This window comes from Curtobacterium luteum (genome assembly GCF_014646995.1).
GTDB lineage: Bacteria > Actinomycetota > Actinomycetes > Actinomycetales > Microbacteriaceae > Curtobacterium > Curtobacterium luteum.
The window spans coordinates 400,196-415,949 of the sequence record NZ_BMOI01000001.1; the positions used below are offsets into that span (position 1 = coordinate 400,196).

Consider the following 15,754-nt stretch of genomic DNA (forward strand, 5'->3'; position numbering starts at 1 on the left):
GTGATCGAGCCCGTCGACGACCGCACGTGGCTCGTCAAGCGGGACGCGGAGTCCTCGCCCGAGGCCATCATCGACCGGTTCGCCGGGGGCTACCGGCTGCGCCGCTTCTCGCTCACCGAGTCGCGTCGGACTGCCCACGGGGTGTTCACGGGCCCCGAGCTCGCCGAGACCGCATGGTGGCGCCTCCGCGACCGCCGACGAGACTGAGCCGCGACCGACGCCGGGCGTGCACACCAGGCACGGTCTAGCGTGCGATCCGTGACCGACGAACGTCGCCGCGAAGTCGGCCGTGCTGATGCCCCCGTCGAAGACGAGATCCACGATTCCTTCGAAGCCGTCGTCGAGGAGGGCACCGAACGGCTGCAGCGGACGACGCGGGTCGTGCTCGCCACCGGGTTCGCCGGCGGCCTCGAGATCGGGCTCGGCGTGATGGCGTACCTCGCCGTCCTGCACGCGACCGGCGACCACCTCCTCGCCGGGATCGCGTTCGGTGTCGGGCTGGTGGCGCTGTACCTCGCGCACAGCGAGCTGTTCACGGAGAACTTCCTGATGCCGATCGTCGCGCTCGTCGCGAAGGAGGGGACGGTCGGCCAGCTCCTCCGGCTGTGGGTCGGCACCCTCGTCGCCAACCTCGCGGGCGGATGGCTCTTCATGTGGCTCGTCGTCCAGGCGTTCCCGCAGTGGCACGACGAACTCGAGGAGTCGGCCCGCCACTACGTGGACGCGCCGTTCGGGCTGCAGGTCGCGGTGCTCGCCGTGCTCGGCGGCAGCACGATCACGCTGGTGACCCGGATGCAGCAGGGGACGGACTCCGACCCGGCGAAGATCGTCGCCGCGGTCATCGGCGGGTTCCTGCTGTCCGGCCTCCAGCTGTTCCACTCGATCCTCGACTCGCTGCTCGTCTTCGGCGCCATCCAGGCCGGCGCGTCGATCAGCTACGGCCAGTGGCTCGGGTGGTTCGGGTACACCCTCGTGTTCAACGTCCTCGGTGGTGTGGTCCTCGTGACCGCGCTGCGCCTCGTCCGGTCGGCCGACCTGCTGCAGCACCGTCGCCGGAGCGCGCCCGCCGAGCCCGGTCGGTCGAGCACGGAACAGTGACAGCACCCACCGGCGACAGCGCCGACCGGGGGGAGCGCCCTCCAGCGACAGCGCCCACCAGCGAGGCGGGCGGAGCTCAGCGCACCATCCGGAGCGACCGCTCGATCGGGCCGAACGACGACCTCGCCCCGTCGGTGGCGAACCCGTTGCGTCGGTAGAACGCCTGCGCCCGCGGGTTGTCCTCCGCGACCCACAGCGACGCCGGACGGTCGCCGAGCACCGCGTCGAGGAGTCGCTGCCCGGCACCGGATCCGTGCGCCCGCGCCAGCACGTAGAGCATCGTGAGCTCCTCCGGCCGCACCGGGTCCTCGTCGGTCGGCGAGGACGGCGTCGGTCGCACGGCACCGAAGCCGACCAGGTCGTCGCCGTCGAGGGCCACCACGGTGGAGAACGCGTGCTCGGTCAGGTTCGTCCGCCACATCGCGATCCGCGGCTCGACGGCGAACCACGGGCTGGTGTCCGGGTCCTCCACGAAGCGGCCGTAGGTCTCGCGCCACGACGTCGCGTGGACCAGTGCGATCGGTTCGGCGTCCTCGAGTGTGGCGGACCGGACGGAGATCGACGTCGTCATGCCCTGACCGTACCCATCCGCGGAGCGACGACCGCGCCGACCGACGGCGCGGCTTGGTGACGCCGCCAGGGAAACTCCGGTAGACCGGACACATGGCAGATTCGATCCCGCACGTCCTGGTCCTCGGTGGCGGCTCCGCCGGCTACACGACCGTCAAGCAGCTGCAGAAGCACGCCGCGACGGTTCCGATGCGCATCACGCTCGTCGACCAGAACACCTACTACACGTACCTGCCGTTCCTGCCGGAGGTCGCCGGCGGCCACATCGCGCCGAAGGACGTCACCTTCGAGCTGCGCCGCGCCCTCAAGAAGACACGGGTCATCCAGGGCAAGGTCACCGGGATCTCGTCGAAGGACAAGACCGTGTCGATCTCGACCGCGGGCGGTGACGACCGCACGCTCGGCTACGACCAGCTCGTCGTCGCGCTCGGATCGGTCACCCGGACCTTCCCGACGCCCGGGCTCGAGGAGTACGGCGTCGGCTTCAAGACGGTCGAGGAAGCCGCGTACGTCCGCGCCAAGCTCCTCGACAACATCGCGAAGGCCGCTGCCACCCGCGACGAGGACGAGCGCCGTCGCCTCCTGACGAGCATCTTCGTCGGCGGTGGCTACACCGGTGTCGAGGCGATCGGTGAGCTGTTCGACGTGTCGCAGGCCGCCATCAAGACGTACCCGTCGCTCGCGGGGGAGCACCCCCGCTGGGTCCTCATCGACGCCCTCGACCGCGTCGCGCCCGAGGTCGGCCCCGAGCTGTCGAAGTGGACCCTCGAGTCGCTGCGCGCCCGCGGCATCGACGTCCGCCTCAAGACGACGATGCCGAGCGCCGAGGGCGGCGTCATCAAGCTCTCCGACGGCGACGAGTTCGCTGCCGGCCTCCTCGTCTGGACCGCCGGCGTCAAGCCGAACCCGCTCCTCGACGCCACCGACCTGCCGCGGGGACCGAAGGGCCACCTCGCCGCGAACGCGAAGCTCCAGGTCGAGGACGAGTCGACGCACGAGGTCGTCCCCGGTGTCTGGGGCCTCGGCGACGTCGCACAGGTGCCCGACCTCACCGCGGAGAAGCAGCCGGCGTACTACCCGCCGAACGCGCAGAACGCGGTCCGGCAGGCCGTCGTCGCGGCCGACAACGTCGTGGCGACCATCACGGGCAAGCCGCTCGAGGAGTACCGCCACCCGTCCATCGGCACCGTCGCGTCCTACGGCGTCGCGAAGGGCGCGGCGAACATCAAGGGCGTCAAGATGACGAACCTGCTCGCCTGGCTCGCGCACCGCGCCTACCACGTGTACGCGATGCCGACGCTCAACCGCAAGGCGCGGATCGTCATCGGCTGGGTCACCGGAGCGGTGTCCGGTCGCGACGCGACCTCGCTCATCAAGGAGACGGACCCGCGTCGCAACTTCGTCGAGGCGTCGAAGAGCTAGACGCGACCACCTGACGGGCGGGAGGCGCGGTGTCGGCTGGCACCGCGCCTCCCGTCCGTGTCGTGGTGGCGCCCGCACCGCACGGTGCGGCAGACTGACTCCCTCGCGCGGCGGCGCGACGGTCCGGAAGACGTGACCATGATCGACACCATCACCTGCCAGCGCTGTGGAACGGCGCGACCCTCGACGGGCGTCCACCGGTGCCCCGGACCAGCCGACCCGGCTGCGGCCCTCGGTCTCGGAGGAGCCGCGGTCGTCGCGCTCGAGGCGCTGCGCACGGTCGGATCCCCGGTCGTCGTCGGCGGCACCGTCCGTGACGCCCTGCTCCGCGAGTCCGGTCGGACGGTCCCGGCCACGGCCGTGCCGGACGTCGACATCGAGGTGTACGGCACGGATCTCGACGCGGTCTCGGCTGCACTGCGGGCGGTCGGCGCGGTGGTCGTCCGGGCGGGCGTCCGGTTCGAGGTCCTCAAGGTCGTGCTCGACGGGACGCACCTCGACGTGGCGACCGTGGCGAGTCCTGGTGGTGACGCTCCGTTCACGGCGGCCGCCTCGCGCCGCGACGTCACCGTCGACGCGGTCGCCTGGGACCCGGTGACGAACGAGTACGTCGACGCGTTCGGGGGGATCGACGACGCGGTCGTGGGTGTCCTGCGGCACACGTCCGAGCGCTTCGGCGACGACCCGCTGCGGGTGCTGCGTGCGGTGCAGCTCGTCGCCAGGTTCGGTCTCGAGGTCGACGACGGGACGGTCGCGCTCGCCCGCACGCTCGTCGACCGCTTCGGCGAGGTCGCACACGAGCGAGTCTGGCCGGAGATCCGGAAGACCGCGCTGGGCGACCACGTCTCCGCGGCCCTGGAGGTCCTCCACGACACCGGGTGGGACGTCCACCTGCCGGAACTCGCCGCCCTCCGCGACGTGCCGCAGGACCCGCACTGGCACCCGGAGGGACCGGTCCACGTGCACGCCGGCCTGGCGGGCGATGCCGCAGCCCGTGCCTGCACCGAGGACGGCGTCCGCGGCGACGACCGCGTGGTGATCGTGCTCGCGGCTGTGCTCCACGACCTCGGCAAGGCCGGTTCCGGGACGCAGGTCTCCTCGGAGGAGGGAACCCCTCGCATCCGGAGCCTGGGACACGAGGTGTCGGGCGCGGTGGCGGCTCGCGAGCTGTTGCGTCGGCTCGGTGCGCCGCGCGCCGTCGTCGATCGCGTGGTGCCCCTCGTCCGGGAGCACATGGTGGTCCACTCGGCCGGGGGAGCACCTCCCTCGGTGGCGGCGACGCGGCGACTGTTCCGTCGGCTCGGTGGGACGCTGTCGGCCGCCGAGGCCTGGGCCCGGGTGTGCGAGGCGGACTCCCGGGGGCGTGGTCCCGCATCCGGACCGTCGGCTGCCCGGGAGTGGTTCGCGGTGATGCTGCGCGACGTGTCGACGCGCCCACGTGCCGGGCTCCTCACCGGACGGGACCTCCTGGACGCCGGGCTGACCCCCGGACCGCGGTTCCGCGAGGTGCTCGCAGCAGCGACGGAGGCCGAGGACGACGGCGTGTTCACCGACCTCGGCGGGGCGCGGGACTGGCTCCGCGACTGGCTCAGGGCGCACCTCGCGGACGGAGCGCAGCGCGACGGGTGAGCCCGGCCGGGCCTGCGCGACCCGGTGTCCGATCCGTGCGGATCTGGGACGGCTCGGACGCCCGTGTCGTCAGCGTGGACGACACCAGCGAGAGGAGCGTCCATGCGCGCCATGACGTTCCGCGGGCCCTCCCGGGTCCGCGTCGAGGAGAAGCCCGTTCCGAGGATCCAGCACGAGAACGACGCCGTCGTCCGTGTCGAACGAGCGGCGATCTGCGGGTCGGACCTGCACCTGCACCTGCACCACGGCATGATGTCGGACACCCGCGTCGGGCACACCTTCGGGCTCGAGTTCATCGGGAGCACATCCAGGCCGGGCACCCCAAGCCGAGCGACATCGTCACGCACCGCATCCCGCTCGAGCACATCGCCGAGGGGTACCACCTGTTCTCGTCGAAGCTCGACGGCATCATCAAGCCCGTGATCGTCCCGTGAAGGAGCGCGCCATGACCGATCACATCCCGTACATCGCGGACCCGCCGCGGCGGTCCGGCGGGTCGCGTACGCCCGGTTCAGCGAGGGGCGGCTGGCCCACTGGCTGCTCCTCGTCCTCGGTGACCGGATCGACGTCGCGACCCACCGGGTGACGGACGCGCTGCGTGGTCGGCCCGACCGGGTCGTGCGCGAGACGGGCGTCCGGGCGGAGGGCACCGGGCACCCGGTCGCGTCCCGCGTCCGCTCGTCGCGGCGGCACTGGAGGCACGGCCTCCTCGACCCGGTGGTCGCGAACTGGGGGTGGTCGGCCGCCGTCGGTGGCGCGGTCCTCGTGGTCCGGTGGATCGCGCGGGCACGTCGCGGTCGGTGACCGCCCGCTCGGTGACGCACACCGGACGGGAGGCGCGGTGCGGGCCCGCCCCGCGCCTCCCGTCCGGTCGTGGTCGCGGTGAGGGGTGCCCCGAGTGGAGCGACGCCGATGCTCGCCGCGAAGCACGAACGCGAAATGCCCCTTGGCCGCAAGGCCAAGGGGCATCCATTCCGTGTGTCCGAGGGGGGACTTGAACCCCCACGCCCTAATACGGGCACTAGCACCTCAAGCTAGCGCGTCTACCAATTCCGCCACCCGGACAGGTGTTGTTCTGTTGTGCTGGCCGGTCGTCCGGGGCGTTTTCCCCGGCGTTCCTGCCGAGAGAAGACACTAGCACGGGTCTGAACGCCCGATGAACACGGGCGCGTATCCCGGGCGCGTCCCGCTGTGGACCCGGGGATCGGTGGTGTCGGAGCGGCCCGGTAGCGTGGGGGCATGACTGACCTCCAGGGGAGCACGGCGGCCGACATCGAGCTCGAGGAGACCGCGTCCATCGCTCGGGACCTCATCCGGTTCGACACGACGAACTGGGGCGACGGGATGTCCCGCGGTGAGACCGAGGCCGCGCACTACGTCGAGGCGAAGCTCCGTGACCTGGGGCTCGAGCCGCAGCTCTTCGAGTCGGAACCGGACCGGGTGAGCGTCGTCGCCCGGGTGCGCGGACGCAACCCGGAGAAGCCCGCGCTCGTCGTGCACGGCCACCTCGACGTCGTCCCGGCCGACCCGGCGAACTGGAGCGTCGACCCGTTCGGCGGCGTGGTGCAGGACGGCATGCTGTGGGGTCGTGGCGCGGTCGACATGAAGAACATGGACGCGATGATGCTGACGTCCCTCGCGGACGTCGTCGCGGGTCAGGGAGCACCCGAGCGGGACCTCGTGATCGCCTACTTCGCCGACGAGGAAGCCGGGGGTGTGCTCGGTTCCCACCACGTCGTTGAGAACCACCCGGAGGTCTTCGCGGGGGCGGACGCCGCGATCAGCGAGGTCGGCGGGTACTCGATCACCCTCGGCGACCGTCGCGCCTACCTCCTGCAGACCGGCGAGAAGGCCCTGATGTGGATCAAGCTCGTCGCGAAGGGCACCGCTGCGCACGGATCGCACGTCATCCGCGACAACGCCGTGACGAAGCTCGCCGCCGCGGTCGCTCGGATCGGGAGCGAGGAATGGCCGGTCCGGCTCTCGGCGACGACGGACGCGATGGTGGCCGAGGTCGCGCGCTTCCTCGGGGTCGACCCCGCCGTCACCGGCCCGGACGAGGTCGCGCTCGCGACCGGGTCCGCCTCGCGGTTCATCCACGCGGCACTGCACACGACGACGAACCCGACGGTCCTGCAGGCGGGCTACAAGCACAACGTCATCCCGGACGCCGCCGAGGCGCTCATCGACATCCGGTGCCTCCCCGGCGACGAGGAGTCCGTGCTCGAACGTGTCCGCGAGCTGGCCGGCGACGACGTCGAGGTCGTCATGTCCTTCCGCGACATCGGGCTCGAGCAGGACTTCGGCGGTCCGCTCGTCGACGCGGTGCGGGACGTCCTCGGTCGCCACGACCCGGGTGCCCCGGTGCTGCCGTACTTGCTCTCGGGCGGGACCGACAACAAGGCCCTGTCGACCCTCGGCATCGCGGGCTACGGGTTCGTCCCGCTGCAGCTGCCGGCCGGCGTCGACTTCCCCGCGATGTTCCACGGCGTCGACGAGCGGGTGCCGCTCGACGCCCTGGCGTTCGGGCGGCGTGTCCTCGGCGACCTGTTCGCGACCTACTGATACCGTCCACGGTCGCCCTCGTGGCGGTGTCCTGACAGACCTCCTCCCCGGAAGGCCGGTGCCATGCACATCCTCGAGGCGATCTTCCTCGGCTTCGTCCAGGGGCTCACCGAGTTCCTCCCCGTCTCGTCGAGCGCGCACCTGCGCATCGTCGGGCTGTTCCTGCCGGACGCGCAGGACCCCGGCGCAGCGTTCACGGCCGTGACGCAGCTCGGCACCGAGACCGCGGTGCTCATCTACTTCTGGAAGGACATCACCCGGATCGTCGGGCGCTGGTTCCGGTCGCTGTCCGGCCGGACGGTCCCGCGGAACGACCCCGACGCCCGCCTCGGGTGGCTGGTGATCCTCGGCACGATCCCGATCGGTGTCGCCGGTCTGCTGCTGAAGGACTCGATCGAGACCACGTTCCGATCGCTGTGGATCGTGGCGATCGTGCTCATCGGGTTCGGCATCGTCCTCGGCGTCCTCGACGTCGTGGGCAAGAAGGCCCGTCGGATCGAACACATGACGTTCGGCGGCGGTTTGCTGATCGGCGTGGCGCAGATGCTCGCCCTGGTGCCGGGCGTCTCCCGCGCGGGTGCAACGGTCTCGATGGGGCTCGCCCTCGGCTACACCCGCCCGGCGGCCGCCCGCTTCGCGTTCCTGCTCGCGGTGCCGGCGGTGTTCCTGTCCGGTCTCTACGAGGCAGCGACGAGCCTCGGTGACAGCGGCGCACCGTTCGGCCTGGTCGACACGCTCGTCGCCACGGTGGTCGCGTTCGTGGTCGGGTTCGTCGTGATCGCCGCGTTCATGAACTACATCAGCAAGCGCAGCTTCCTGCCCTTCGTGGTCTACCGGATCGCACTCGGTATCGTTCTCATCGTGTTGCTGTCGCTTGGTGTGATCCAGCCGTGAGGGCCTGGCAGGCCCCCGTCCTCCCGTCCGTCCCCGGCACCGGTCCGCGTCCGGTCGTGCACGACACGGCTGCGGGCAAGCCCGTCGACCCGACGCGGGGTGAGGAGCGCGCGGCGTTGTACGTCTGCGGCATCACCCCGTACGACGCCACCCACCTCGGGCACGCCGCGACGTACCTCGCGTTCGACACGCTCGTCCGCGCCTGGCGGGACGCCGGTCTCGACGTCGACTACGCGCAGAACACGACCGACGTCGACGACCCGTTGCTCGAGCGCGCGGCGCGCGACGGCGTCGACTGGCGCGAGCTCGCCGCGTCGCAGATCGACCTCTTCCGACGGGACATGGAGGCGCTGCGGATCCTCCCGCCGGACGACTACGTGGCCGTCACCGACGAGGTCGACCGGGTCGCCGAGGCCGTGGCGTTCCTGCAGGAGACCGGGTACGCCTACGACGTACCGACCGACGGCTCCGATGGCGACGACGTCTACTTCGACGTCAACCGTCCGACCGAGGCATGGGCGCTCGGCGACGAGAGCCGCCTCGACCGCGAGACCATGCTCGCCCTCTCGGCGGAGCGCGGCGGCGACCCGGAACGTCCGGGCAAGCGCGATCCGCTCGACCCGCTGCTCTGGCGTGCCGCACGTGACGGCGAACCCAGCTGGGACACCGAACTCGGCCCGGGCCGCCCGGGGTGGCACATCGAGTGCAGCGTGATCGCCGGCGACAAGCTGGGTCTGCCGATCAGCGTGCAGGGTGGCGGGAGCGACTTGGTCTTCCCGCACCACGAGATGAGCGCCGGGCACGCCGCTGCGCTCGCGCACCAGCCGCTCGCGAACGCCTACGTCCACACGGGAATGATCGCCTACCAGGGCGAGAAGATCTCGAAGTCACTCGGCAACCTGGTCACCGTGCGGGGGCTCCTCGACGACGGTGCCGACCCGCGCGCCATCCGCCTCGCGCTCCTGTCGCACAAGTACTCCGACGACTGGGAGTGGTTCCCCGCCGAGCTCGAGTCGGCCACCACGCGGCTGGCGTCGTGGGACGCATGGTCCGAGGGAGCGCCGTCACACGCCGACGACGCAGCGGACGTCATCGCACGCATCCGCGCCCGCGTCGCCGACGACCTCGACACGCCGGGTGCGGTCGCCGCGGTCGACACGGCGCTCGCGGGCGGGACGGCGGCGACGCCCGAGCTCGTCGACGTCATCGACGCCCTGCTCGGCATCCGCCTGGGCTGATCCGCGGGCTGCCGGGCGGTCCGGCGTGCGGGTGCGTGTGTTCACGCTCGTGCCCGTGCTCGTGCTCCCTGGTGTTCGGCGCCCACCCCGCGCGGATGCCGGCGGGCGGTCACGAACCGTCGGTCCAGGGCGGGCTGAGCGACCGTTCCTGACCGCTCGACGGACCTGAGCGGGGAGTCGTGACCGGCGGCACGGCCGGGCCCGAGCGCGCCGCGCCCGCGCCGCGTCGCCCTACTGCGGCGGCTGCGGCGGCCGGAAGCCCTCGCCGCCCGCGGTCCCGCCGTCCTTGCGCTCCCGTCGGCGGAGGTACTGCTCGAACTCCTGCGCGATCGCGTCACCCGAGGCCTCGGGCGAGTCCACCGTGTCCCGCGCCTGCTCGAGCTGCCCGATGTAGCTCGCCATGTCCTCGTCGTCTGCAGCGAGGGCGTCGATGCCCTCCTCCCACTCCGTCGCGTCGTCGAGCAGGGAGCCCCGGGGAACGGTGACGTCCGTGAGCTCCTCGATCTTGTCGAGCAGCGACAGGGTGGCCTTCGGCGACGGGGAGTTGTGCACGTAGTGCGGCACCGAGGCCCAGAGCGACAGGGTCGTGAGGCCGGCCTTGTCGACGGCGTCGGCGAGCACCCCGAGGATGCCCGTCGGCCCCTCGTACGACGACTTGTCGACGTCGAACGCGGCGCGGACGCCCGCGTTCTCGCTCGACACGAAGACCGAGATCGGCCGGGTGTGCGGCACGTCGGCGAGCATCGCGCCGACGAACACGACGGCGTCGATCGAGTACACGTCGATGAGGTCGATCACCTCGGCGCAGAACGCCCGCCAGGTCCGCGAGGGCTCGGGCCCGACGAGCACGTAGACGTCCCGCTCGCTCTCGGAGCCGGTCGCACCGACGACGGGTCGCCCGTCCGCCCCGGGGCCGTGCAGGACGATGCGGGGCCACTGGATGCCGCGGGTGCCGTCGTCGTCCGAGCCGACCGTGGGACGGTTGAACTGGTAGTCGACGTAGCGCTCCCCGTCGATCTCGCGGAGCTCGTCGAGCTCGAGCGCGTCGACGATCCGCCGGGCCAGACCGCTCGCGGCCTCGCCCGCGTCGTTCCAGCCCTCGAACGCGACGACGAGGAGTCGGCCGTCGCTGAAGGGGGAGTGCTGTGGCACGGAGCGGACCTCCTGGAGATGGCGTGGGCCGCTCGTGCGGACCGCGCGCGTGGGACGTTGACCAGGCAACCACTGTAGGCCCGTCCTGCGCCCCGCCGAGCAGCAATCCGCCCGCAGCGGAACGCCGGGCGGCCCGGGACCCCGGGCACCGCCCGGTAGACTCGTCGCCCGTGACCGCCCAGCGCCCCGACCGAGTCCTGCCCGCAGCCGTGCTGTGGGACATGGACGGCACGATCATCGACACCGAACCGATCTGGCAGCAGTCCCAGGTCGAGCTGACCCAACGCTTCGGTGCGACCTGGACGCACGAGGACGGCCTGTCGCTCGTCGGCTCCGGGCTCGAGCGCTCCGGCGAGATCCTCCGCGACCGTGGCGTCGACATGGAGGTCGAGGAGATCGTCCTCTGGATGACCGAGTACGTGTCGGACCGCCTCCGTCACGACGACCTGCCGTGGCGGCCCGGTGCACGCGAGCTCGTCGAGGAGCTGCACGACCGCGGCATCCCGACCGCCCTCGTCACGATGTCGCGTCGGTCGATGGCCCTGGTCGCCGCCGACGCCCTCGGCGCGCGCGGCTTCCGCGTCGTCGTCGCCGGCGACGACGTCGAGCGCCCGAAGCCGTTCCCGGACGCCTACCTGTCGGCCGCCGCGCAGCTCGGCGTCGAGCCGACCGCCTGCGTCGCGATCGAGGACTCCGCCACCGGTGTCGCGTCGGCCGTCGCCTCCGGCGCCGTCACGATCGCGGTCGAGCACATCGTGCCGCTGGACGACATCGCCGGTGGCGACGTCCACCTGACGACCCTCGACGGCGTCGACGTCGACCGCCTGGTCGAGTTGACGACGCCCGCGCTCGCCGCGCGCGCCGCCGCGTCCGACGAGCAGGCCGTGCCGGCGGGGAGCGGCACGGTGCAGGTGCCCTCGGACGCCGCGGTGACCGAGGACGGTGCCCGGTGAGCGACCTCGACCACGTCGGCGACGAGGCGGCGGCGATCCGCGCCTCCCACCCGGACGACGCGGCAGCGTCGCTGCCGCACACCGCCGGCGGTGCCCCGCACACGCCGCCGCGGGGCCCCTTCCGCTCCGGCGACCGCGTGCAGCTGACCGGTCCGAAGGGCAAGCTGACGACGCTCTCGCTCGAGACCGGCGGGGAGTACCACACCCACCGCGGAGTCCTGAAGCACGACGACGTCATCGGCCAGCCGGACGGCTCCGTCATCCGCGCGACCACCGGCGACGAGTACCTCGCCCTGCGGCCGCTCCTCAACGACTACGTGATGTCGATGCCGCGCGGTGCGGCGATCGTCTACCCGAAGGACGCCGCGCAGATCGTCGCGTTCGCCGACGTCTTCCCGGGCGCGCGTGTCGTCGAGGCGGGCGTCGGGTCGGGCGCGCTCTCGCTCTTCCTGCTCCGCGCGATCGGTCCGACCGGCCGGCTGCAGTCGTTCGAGCGCCGCGAGGAGTTCGCGGCGATCGCCCGCGGCAACGTCGGGACGTTCCTGGGCGCCGTCCCGGACAACTGGTCCGTGACCGTGGGCGACCTCGTCGAGGCGCTGCCCGAGGCCACCGAGCCGCAGAGCGTCGACCGCGTGGTCCTCGACATGCTCGCACCGTGGGAGTGCGTCGACGCGGCCGCCGACGCCCTCGCCCCCGGTGGCCTCGTCGTCTGCTACGTGGCGACCGTCACCCAGCTCTCCCGCACCGCCGAGGCCCTGCGCGACACCGGGCGCTTCACGGACCCGATGCCGAGCGAGACGCTCGTGCGGACGTGGCACGTCGAGGGCCTCGCCGTGCGTCCGGACCACCGCATGGTGGGGCACACCGGGTTCCTCGTCACCGCCCGGCGCCTCGCCGACGGCGTCGTGCTGCCGAACCTCAAGCGCCGCGCGGGCAAGGCGGAGTTCTCGGACGAGGACGTCGAGGCCTGGACGCCCGGCGCGGTGGGGGAGCGCAGCGCGAGCGACAAGAAGCTCCGGAAGGTCGCCCGGCAGGCGGCGGCGCAGGCCCGGCGGGTCGCGGCCGCGGAAGCCGCGTCCGACGCTGTGGACGCTGCCCCGGCTGCGGACGACGCGTCCGGGGCCCGTGGGGACGACCGGTAGAGTACCGACCGTGCCCGTCCTGCATCGAACCATCCCCGCGCTCCTGGTCACCCTCGGACTCGCCGCGTCGCTGACGGCGTGCGCTGCGAGCGGCGCCGGGACGACCCCGTCGAGCTGTGACCGTCCGGGTGCCGCGTCCGAGGCCGTGACGGCCACCGGCGCGTTCGGCGAGGAGCCGAAGGTCTCCGTCCCCGCCGGGCTCACCACGAAGGGCACCCAGGTGTCGGTGCTCAAGGAGGGCACCGGGCGCGAGGTCGAGGACGGCACGCCCGTCCTGATCGAGTACACGGTCGTCGACGGCGAGACCGGCAAGGTCGCCCAGACGAGCGGCTACTCCGGCACGACCGCCCCGATCACGGCCGGAGCCGCGAACTACGGCGCGCTCGGCGAGGCCGTCGAGTGCGCCCACGTCGGCGACCGCCTCGCCGTCGCGCTGCCGAAGAGCGCGCTGAGCAGCTCGTCCGGCACCGCGGGCTCGTCGTCGAGCACCAAGGCCGAGGACGCCGTCATCGCCGTCATCGACGTCAAGCGCGCGTTCGACTCCCGGGCGACCGGCACCCCGCAGCTCGCCGGCGACGGCATGCCCGCCGTCGTGCTCGCGCCGTCCGGAGCGCCCGGCGTCACCATCCCGTCGTGGGACGCCCCGAAGTCCGACGAGCTGCACCTGCTGCGCAAGGGCTCGGGCACGAAGCTCACCGCGAAGGACACGGCGATCATCAAGTACACCGCCGTGACCTGGAGCTCGGACCCGTCGGTCACCGGGTCGAGCTGGACGGACGGCTCGGGCGCGCAGGCCGTGCCCCTCGCCAAGGGCCAGGTCATCGACGGCGTCCGCAACGCCATCGTCGGACACCGCGTCGGCGACCAGGTGCTCGCCGTCGTGCACAACCAGGGCTCGACCGACGTCTACGTGATCGACCTCCTCGGAGCGATGCCGCGCTGACCCGCGAGCACCGTCCACGGGCCCCGGCGCGGGTGCACTCCGGTGCACCCGCGCTGCCGTAGGATCGGCCTGTGCCAGCGTCCCGAGTTGCCCGTGTGCCTGCCGAGGAGCGGCTGTTCAGCCTGGTGCTCGCGCTGCTGTCCACGGAGTCCGGGCTGACGAAGGCCGAGATCCTGGCGAACGTCCAGGGCTACCGGCAGCGGTGGACCCAGGGCGGGGACAACGCCTCGCTCGAGCGCCAGTTCGAGCGCGACAAGGACGACGTGCGCGACCTCGGGATCCCGCTCGAGACGATCGAGACCCCCGGCGCGGCGGGCAACAACCAGACACTCCGGTACCGCATCCCGAAGGGCGAGTACGACCTGCCCCTCGACGTCCGGTTCACGCCGGACGAGTCGGCGCTGCTGACCCTCGCGGCGATGGCGTGGCGCGAGGGCGCGCTGTCCGCCGACTCACGCCGCGCGCTGCTGAAGGTCCGGTCGGCCGGCGCCGAGGACGACGCAGCCTCCGGCGTGCTCGGGATGGACGCCTACGCGCCGCGGCTCCGCGCCCGTGACGCCGCCTTCGAACCGCTCCGTTCGGCGCTCGACCGGGCCGCGGCGGTGCGCTTCGACTACATCACGCCCGGGCAGCACGAGGCCCGCCGCCGCGAGCTCGCGCCGCTCGCCCTCGTGCAGCACGGCGGGCGGTGGATGCTCGCGGCGCACGAGTTCGCGACGGACTCCGACAAGAACTACCTGCTGTCGCGCATCGTCGGCCCCGTGACCCAGTACGAGGTCGGCCGACACCCGGCCCCGGCCGGCGCGGCGGAGCGGACCCTCGCCGAGCTCGACCGCATCTGGGCGACCCGCACCGCACGCATCCACGTGGTGCCGGGGTCGGACGCCGAACGCCGGCTCTCCCGTCGCCGCGACACCGCGACCGAACCCGACGGCACGCTCGCGCTCCACCACGTCGATCCGCAGATCCTCGCCGAGGAACTCGCGGCCTTCGGGCCCGAGGTCCGCGTGCTCGAACCCGACGACCTCCGCGACCGGGTGACCGCCCGGCTCCGAGCGCTCGTCGCCGACCACGAGGGGGACGTCCGTGGTTGAGCAGCAGCCGCTCCAGGCGCAGGACAAACTCGCGTTCCTGCTCGCCCTCGTGCCGTACCTCATCGACCGTGAGCGGGTCTCGGTGGCCGAGGCCGCGCGGCACTTCGGGGTACCGGAAGCCCGGATCCGCCGGGCCGTCGAGCTCATCGCGGTGTCCGGGGTGCCCGGCGAGACCATGCAGTACCAGCACGGCGACCTGTTCGACATCGCGTGGGACGACTTCGACCAGAACGACATGATCGTGCTGACGAACCTCGTCGCGATCGACGACTCGCCCCGGCTGTCCGCCCGTGAGGCCTCGGCGCTCATCGCGGGGCTGCAGTACCTCTCGGCGCTCCCGGAGGCCGCCGACCGCGACGCCATCCGTGCGCTCATGGCCAAGCTGTCGCGCGGCGCCGGCGGTGCCGCCTCGACCGTGGCCGTCGGACAGGACCTCCACGACGCCACCCTCGCGACGATCCGCCGTGCGATGGCCGAAGGGCGCGGGCTCGTGTTCGACTACGCCGGCCCCCGGACCCAAGGCGGCACGCGCCGGGTCGACCCGCTCCGCGTCGAGTCGATCGACACGGACTGGTACCTGCGCGCGTGGGACCTCGACCGGCAGGCGCTCCGGACGTTCCGGCTCGACCGGATGTCCGCCGTGCGGATCGAGGAGCGCGCGGTCACGACCACTGCGGCGGACGTGGCGATCCCCGACACGCTGTTCCAGCAGTCCCGCGAGGACGTCATCGTCACGGTCGAGCTCGACTCGTCGTCGCTGCCGCTCGTGGCGGACTTCCTCGCGGACACCGCCGACCTGCCCGATGAGGACGGTCGGGTCCGGATCCGACTCGCGGCGTCGAACGGGTTCGACGGAGTCGTGCGGCTCGTCGCGGGGTTGCCCGGTCGTGCCGTGGTGCTCGATCCGCCGGCAGCGCGGGCGGCGATCCGCGACTTCGCCGCCGCCGCACTCGCGGAGGCCTGAGCGCCGAGCGGCCGACCATCCCGTCGCGGGCGCGACGCGTGGCAACGCCCGCCTGCGTCGGTGCCACCGTCACCACCCACCGGCCGGGAG

At 72.5% G+C, this 15,754-nt stretch carries 15 protein-coding genes, 1 tRNA gene and 1 pseudogene; 14 read left to right on the plus strand and 3 right to left on the minus strand.

Annotation, left to right across the window (positions count from 1 at the left end; translation table 11 throughout):
- Complete coding sequence (locus IEY20_RS01710; protein ID WP_022904235.1) at nucleotides 1-207, plus strand: hypothetical protein; 207 nt, start codon at nucleotides 1-3, stop codon at nucleotides 205-207.
- 51 nt (nucleotides 208-258) lie between these two features.
- Nucleotides 259-1,098, plus strand: coding sequence for a formate/nitrite transporter family protein (locus IEY20_RS01715; protein ID WP_175329214.1), 840 nt, complete (start codon nucleotides 259-261; stop codon nucleotides 1,096-1,098).
- A 76-nt stretch (nucleotides 1,099-1,174) separates the two neighbouring features.
- On the opposite strand, the gene IEY20_RS01720 is transcribed toward IEY20_RS01715, so the two are convergent.
- On the minus strand, nucleotides 1,175-1,669 hold the full coding sequence (locus IEY20_RS01720; protein ID WP_175329215.1) for a GNAT family N-acetyltransferase: 495 nt from the start codon (nucleotides 1,667-1,669) through the stop codon (nucleotides 1,175-1,177).
- A gap of 92 nt (nucleotides 1,670-1,761) precedes the next feature.
- On the opposite strand from IEY20_RS01720, the gene IEY20_RS01725 reads away from it, so the two are divergent.
- The 4 genes and pseudogenes from IEY20_RS01725 to IEY20_RS01740 all read left to right on the plus strand — a co-directional run bounded on the left by IEY20_RS01725 (nucleotide 1,762) and on the right by IEY20_RS01740 (nucleotide 5,523).
- Nucleotides 1,762-3,090 (plus strand): NAD(P)/FAD-dependent oxidoreductase, encoded by a 1,329-nt coding sequence (locus IEY20_RS01725; RefSeq protein ID WP_022904238.1) that lies wholly within the window; start codon nucleotides 1,762-1,764, stop codon nucleotides 3,088-3,090.
- A 138-nt stretch (nucleotides 3,091-3,228) separates the two neighbouring features.
- Complete coding sequence (locus IEY20_RS01730) at nucleotides 3,229-4,719, plus strand: HD domain-containing protein (RefSeq protein WP_175329216.1); 1,491 nt, start codon at nucleotides 3,229-3,231, stop codon at nucleotides 4,717-4,719.
- Nucleotides 4,720-4,821: 102 nt separating this feature from the next.
- A pseudogene (locus IEY20_RS17245) lies at nucleotides 4,822-5,040 on the plus strand (alcohol dehydrogenase catalytic domain-containing protein); the annotation flags it as partial.
- 261 nt (nucleotides 5,041-5,301) lie between these two features.
- Complete coding sequence (locus IEY20_RS01740) at nucleotides 5,302-5,523, plus strand: hypothetical protein (RefSeq protein ID WP_175329217.1); 222 nt, start codon at nucleotides 5,302-5,304, stop codon at nucleotides 5,521-5,523.
- A 175-nt stretch (nucleotides 5,524-5,698) separates the two neighbouring features.
- On the opposite strand, the gene IEY20_RS01745 is transcribed toward IEY20_RS01740, so the two are convergent.
- Nucleotides 5,699-5,784: transfer RNA gene (locus tag IEY20_RS01745), tRNA-Leu, on the minus strand.
- A 174-nt stretch (nucleotides 5,785-5,958) separates the two neighbouring features.
- Between IEY20_RS01745 and IEY20_RS01750 the strand changes: the two genes are divergently transcribed.
- The 3 genes from IEY20_RS01750 to mshC all read left to right on the plus strand — a co-directional run bounded on the left by IEY20_RS01750 (nucleotide 5,959) and on the right by mshC (nucleotide 9,416).
- Complete coding sequence (locus IEY20_RS01750) at nucleotides 5,959-7,284, plus strand: M20/M25/M40 family metallo-hydrolase (RefSeq protein ID WP_175329218.1); 1,326 nt, start codon at nucleotides 5,959-5,961, stop codon at nucleotides 7,282-7,284.
- Between the two features lie 63 nt (nucleotides 7,285-7,347).
- On the plus strand, nucleotides 7,348-8,178 hold the full coding sequence (locus tag IEY20_RS01755) for an undecaprenyl-diphosphate phosphatase (RefSeq protein WP_175329219.1): 831 nt from the start codon (nucleotides 7,348-7,350) through the stop codon (nucleotides 8,176-8,178).
- Complete coding sequence (gene mshC, locus IEY20_RS01760) at nucleotides 8,175-9,416, plus strand: cysteine--1-D-myo-inosityl 2-amino-2-deoxy-alpha-D-glucopyranoside ligase (protein ID WP_175329220.1); 1,242 nt, start codon at nucleotides 8,175-8,177, stop codon at nucleotides 9,414-9,416. The genes IEY20_RS01755 and mshC overlap by 4 nt, the downstream gene beginning before the upstream one ends.
- Before the next feature lie 231 nt (nucleotides 9,417-9,647).
- On the opposite strand, the gene IEY20_RS01765 is transcribed toward mshC, so the two are convergent.
- Nucleotides 9,648-10,568: a proteasome assembly chaperone family protein gene (locus IEY20_RS01765; RefSeq protein ID WP_175329221.1), complete on the minus strand. Its 921-nt coding sequence runs from the start codon at nucleotides 10,566-10,568 to the stop codon at nucleotides 9,648-9,650.
- A gap of 170 nt (nucleotides 10,569-10,738) precedes the next feature.
- Here IEY20_RS01765 and IEY20_RS01770 point away from each other — a divergent pair, with 170 nt between their 5' ends.
- From IEY20_RS01770 to IEY20_RS01790, 5 genes are all read left to right on the plus strand, one after another.
- Nucleotides 10,739-11,521, plus strand: a complete 783-nt coding sequence (locus IEY20_RS01770) for an HAD family hydrolase (RefSeq protein ID WP_307839804.1) — start codon at nucleotides 10,739-10,741, stop codon at nucleotides 11,519-11,521.
- 71 nt (nucleotides 11,522-11,592) lie between these two features.
- Nucleotides 11,593-12,663 carry a tRNA (adenine-N1)-methyltransferase gene (locus tag IEY20_RS01775; protein ID WP_175329371.1) on the plus strand — a complete coding sequence of 357 codons (1,071 nt, stop codon included), beginning with the start codon at nucleotides 11,593-11,595 and terminating at the stop codon, nucleotides 12,661-12,663.
- A gap of 10 nt (nucleotides 12,664-12,673) precedes the next feature.
- Nucleotides 12,674-13,606, plus strand: a complete 933-nt coding sequence (locus IEY20_RS01780; protein ID WP_175329222.1) for an FKBP-type peptidyl-prolyl cis-trans isomerase — start codon at nucleotides 12,674-12,676, stop codon at nucleotides 13,604-13,606.
- A gap of 71 nt (nucleotides 13,607-13,677) precedes the next feature.
- Entirely contained in the window at nucleotides 13,678-14,700 is a 1,023-nt protein-coding gene (locus IEY20_RS01785; protein WP_229727797.1) for a helix-turn-helix transcriptional regulator, read from the plus strand.
- Nucleotides 14,693-15,664 (plus strand): helix-turn-helix transcriptional regulator, encoded by a 972-nt coding sequence (locus IEY20_RS01790; RefSeq protein WP_175329223.1) that lies wholly within the window; start codon nucleotides 14,693-14,695, stop codon nucleotides 15,662-15,664. Before IEY20_RS01785 ends, IEY20_RS01790 begins: the two co-directional genes overlap by 8 nt.
- Nucleotides 15,665-15,754 lie beyond the last annotated feature (90 nt).

What these genes read in the sequence shown, in the direction of transcription:
- IEY20_RS01725 (WP_022904238.1), top strand. Translation starts at nt 1,762, where the DNA reads ATGGCAGATTCGATCCCGCACGTCCTGGTCCTCGGTGGCGGCTCCGCC.
- IEY20_RS01720 (WP_175329215.1), bottom strand. Translation starts at nt 1,669, where the DNA reads ATGACGACGTCGATCTCCGTCCGGTCCGCCACACTCGAGGACGCCGAA.
- IEY20_RS01755 (WP_175329219.1), top strand. Translation starts at nt 7,348, where the DNA reads ATGCACATCCTCGAGGCGATCTTCCTCGGCTTCGTCCAGGGGCTCACC.
- IEY20_RS01730 (WP_175329216.1), top strand. Translation starts at nt 3,229, where the DNA reads ATGATCGACACCATCACCTGCCAGCGCTGTGGAACGGCGCGACCCTCG.
- IEY20_RS01750 (WP_175329218.1), top strand. Translation starts at nt 5,959, where the DNA reads ATGACTGACCTCCAGGGGAGCACGGCGGCCGACATCGAGCTCGAGGAG.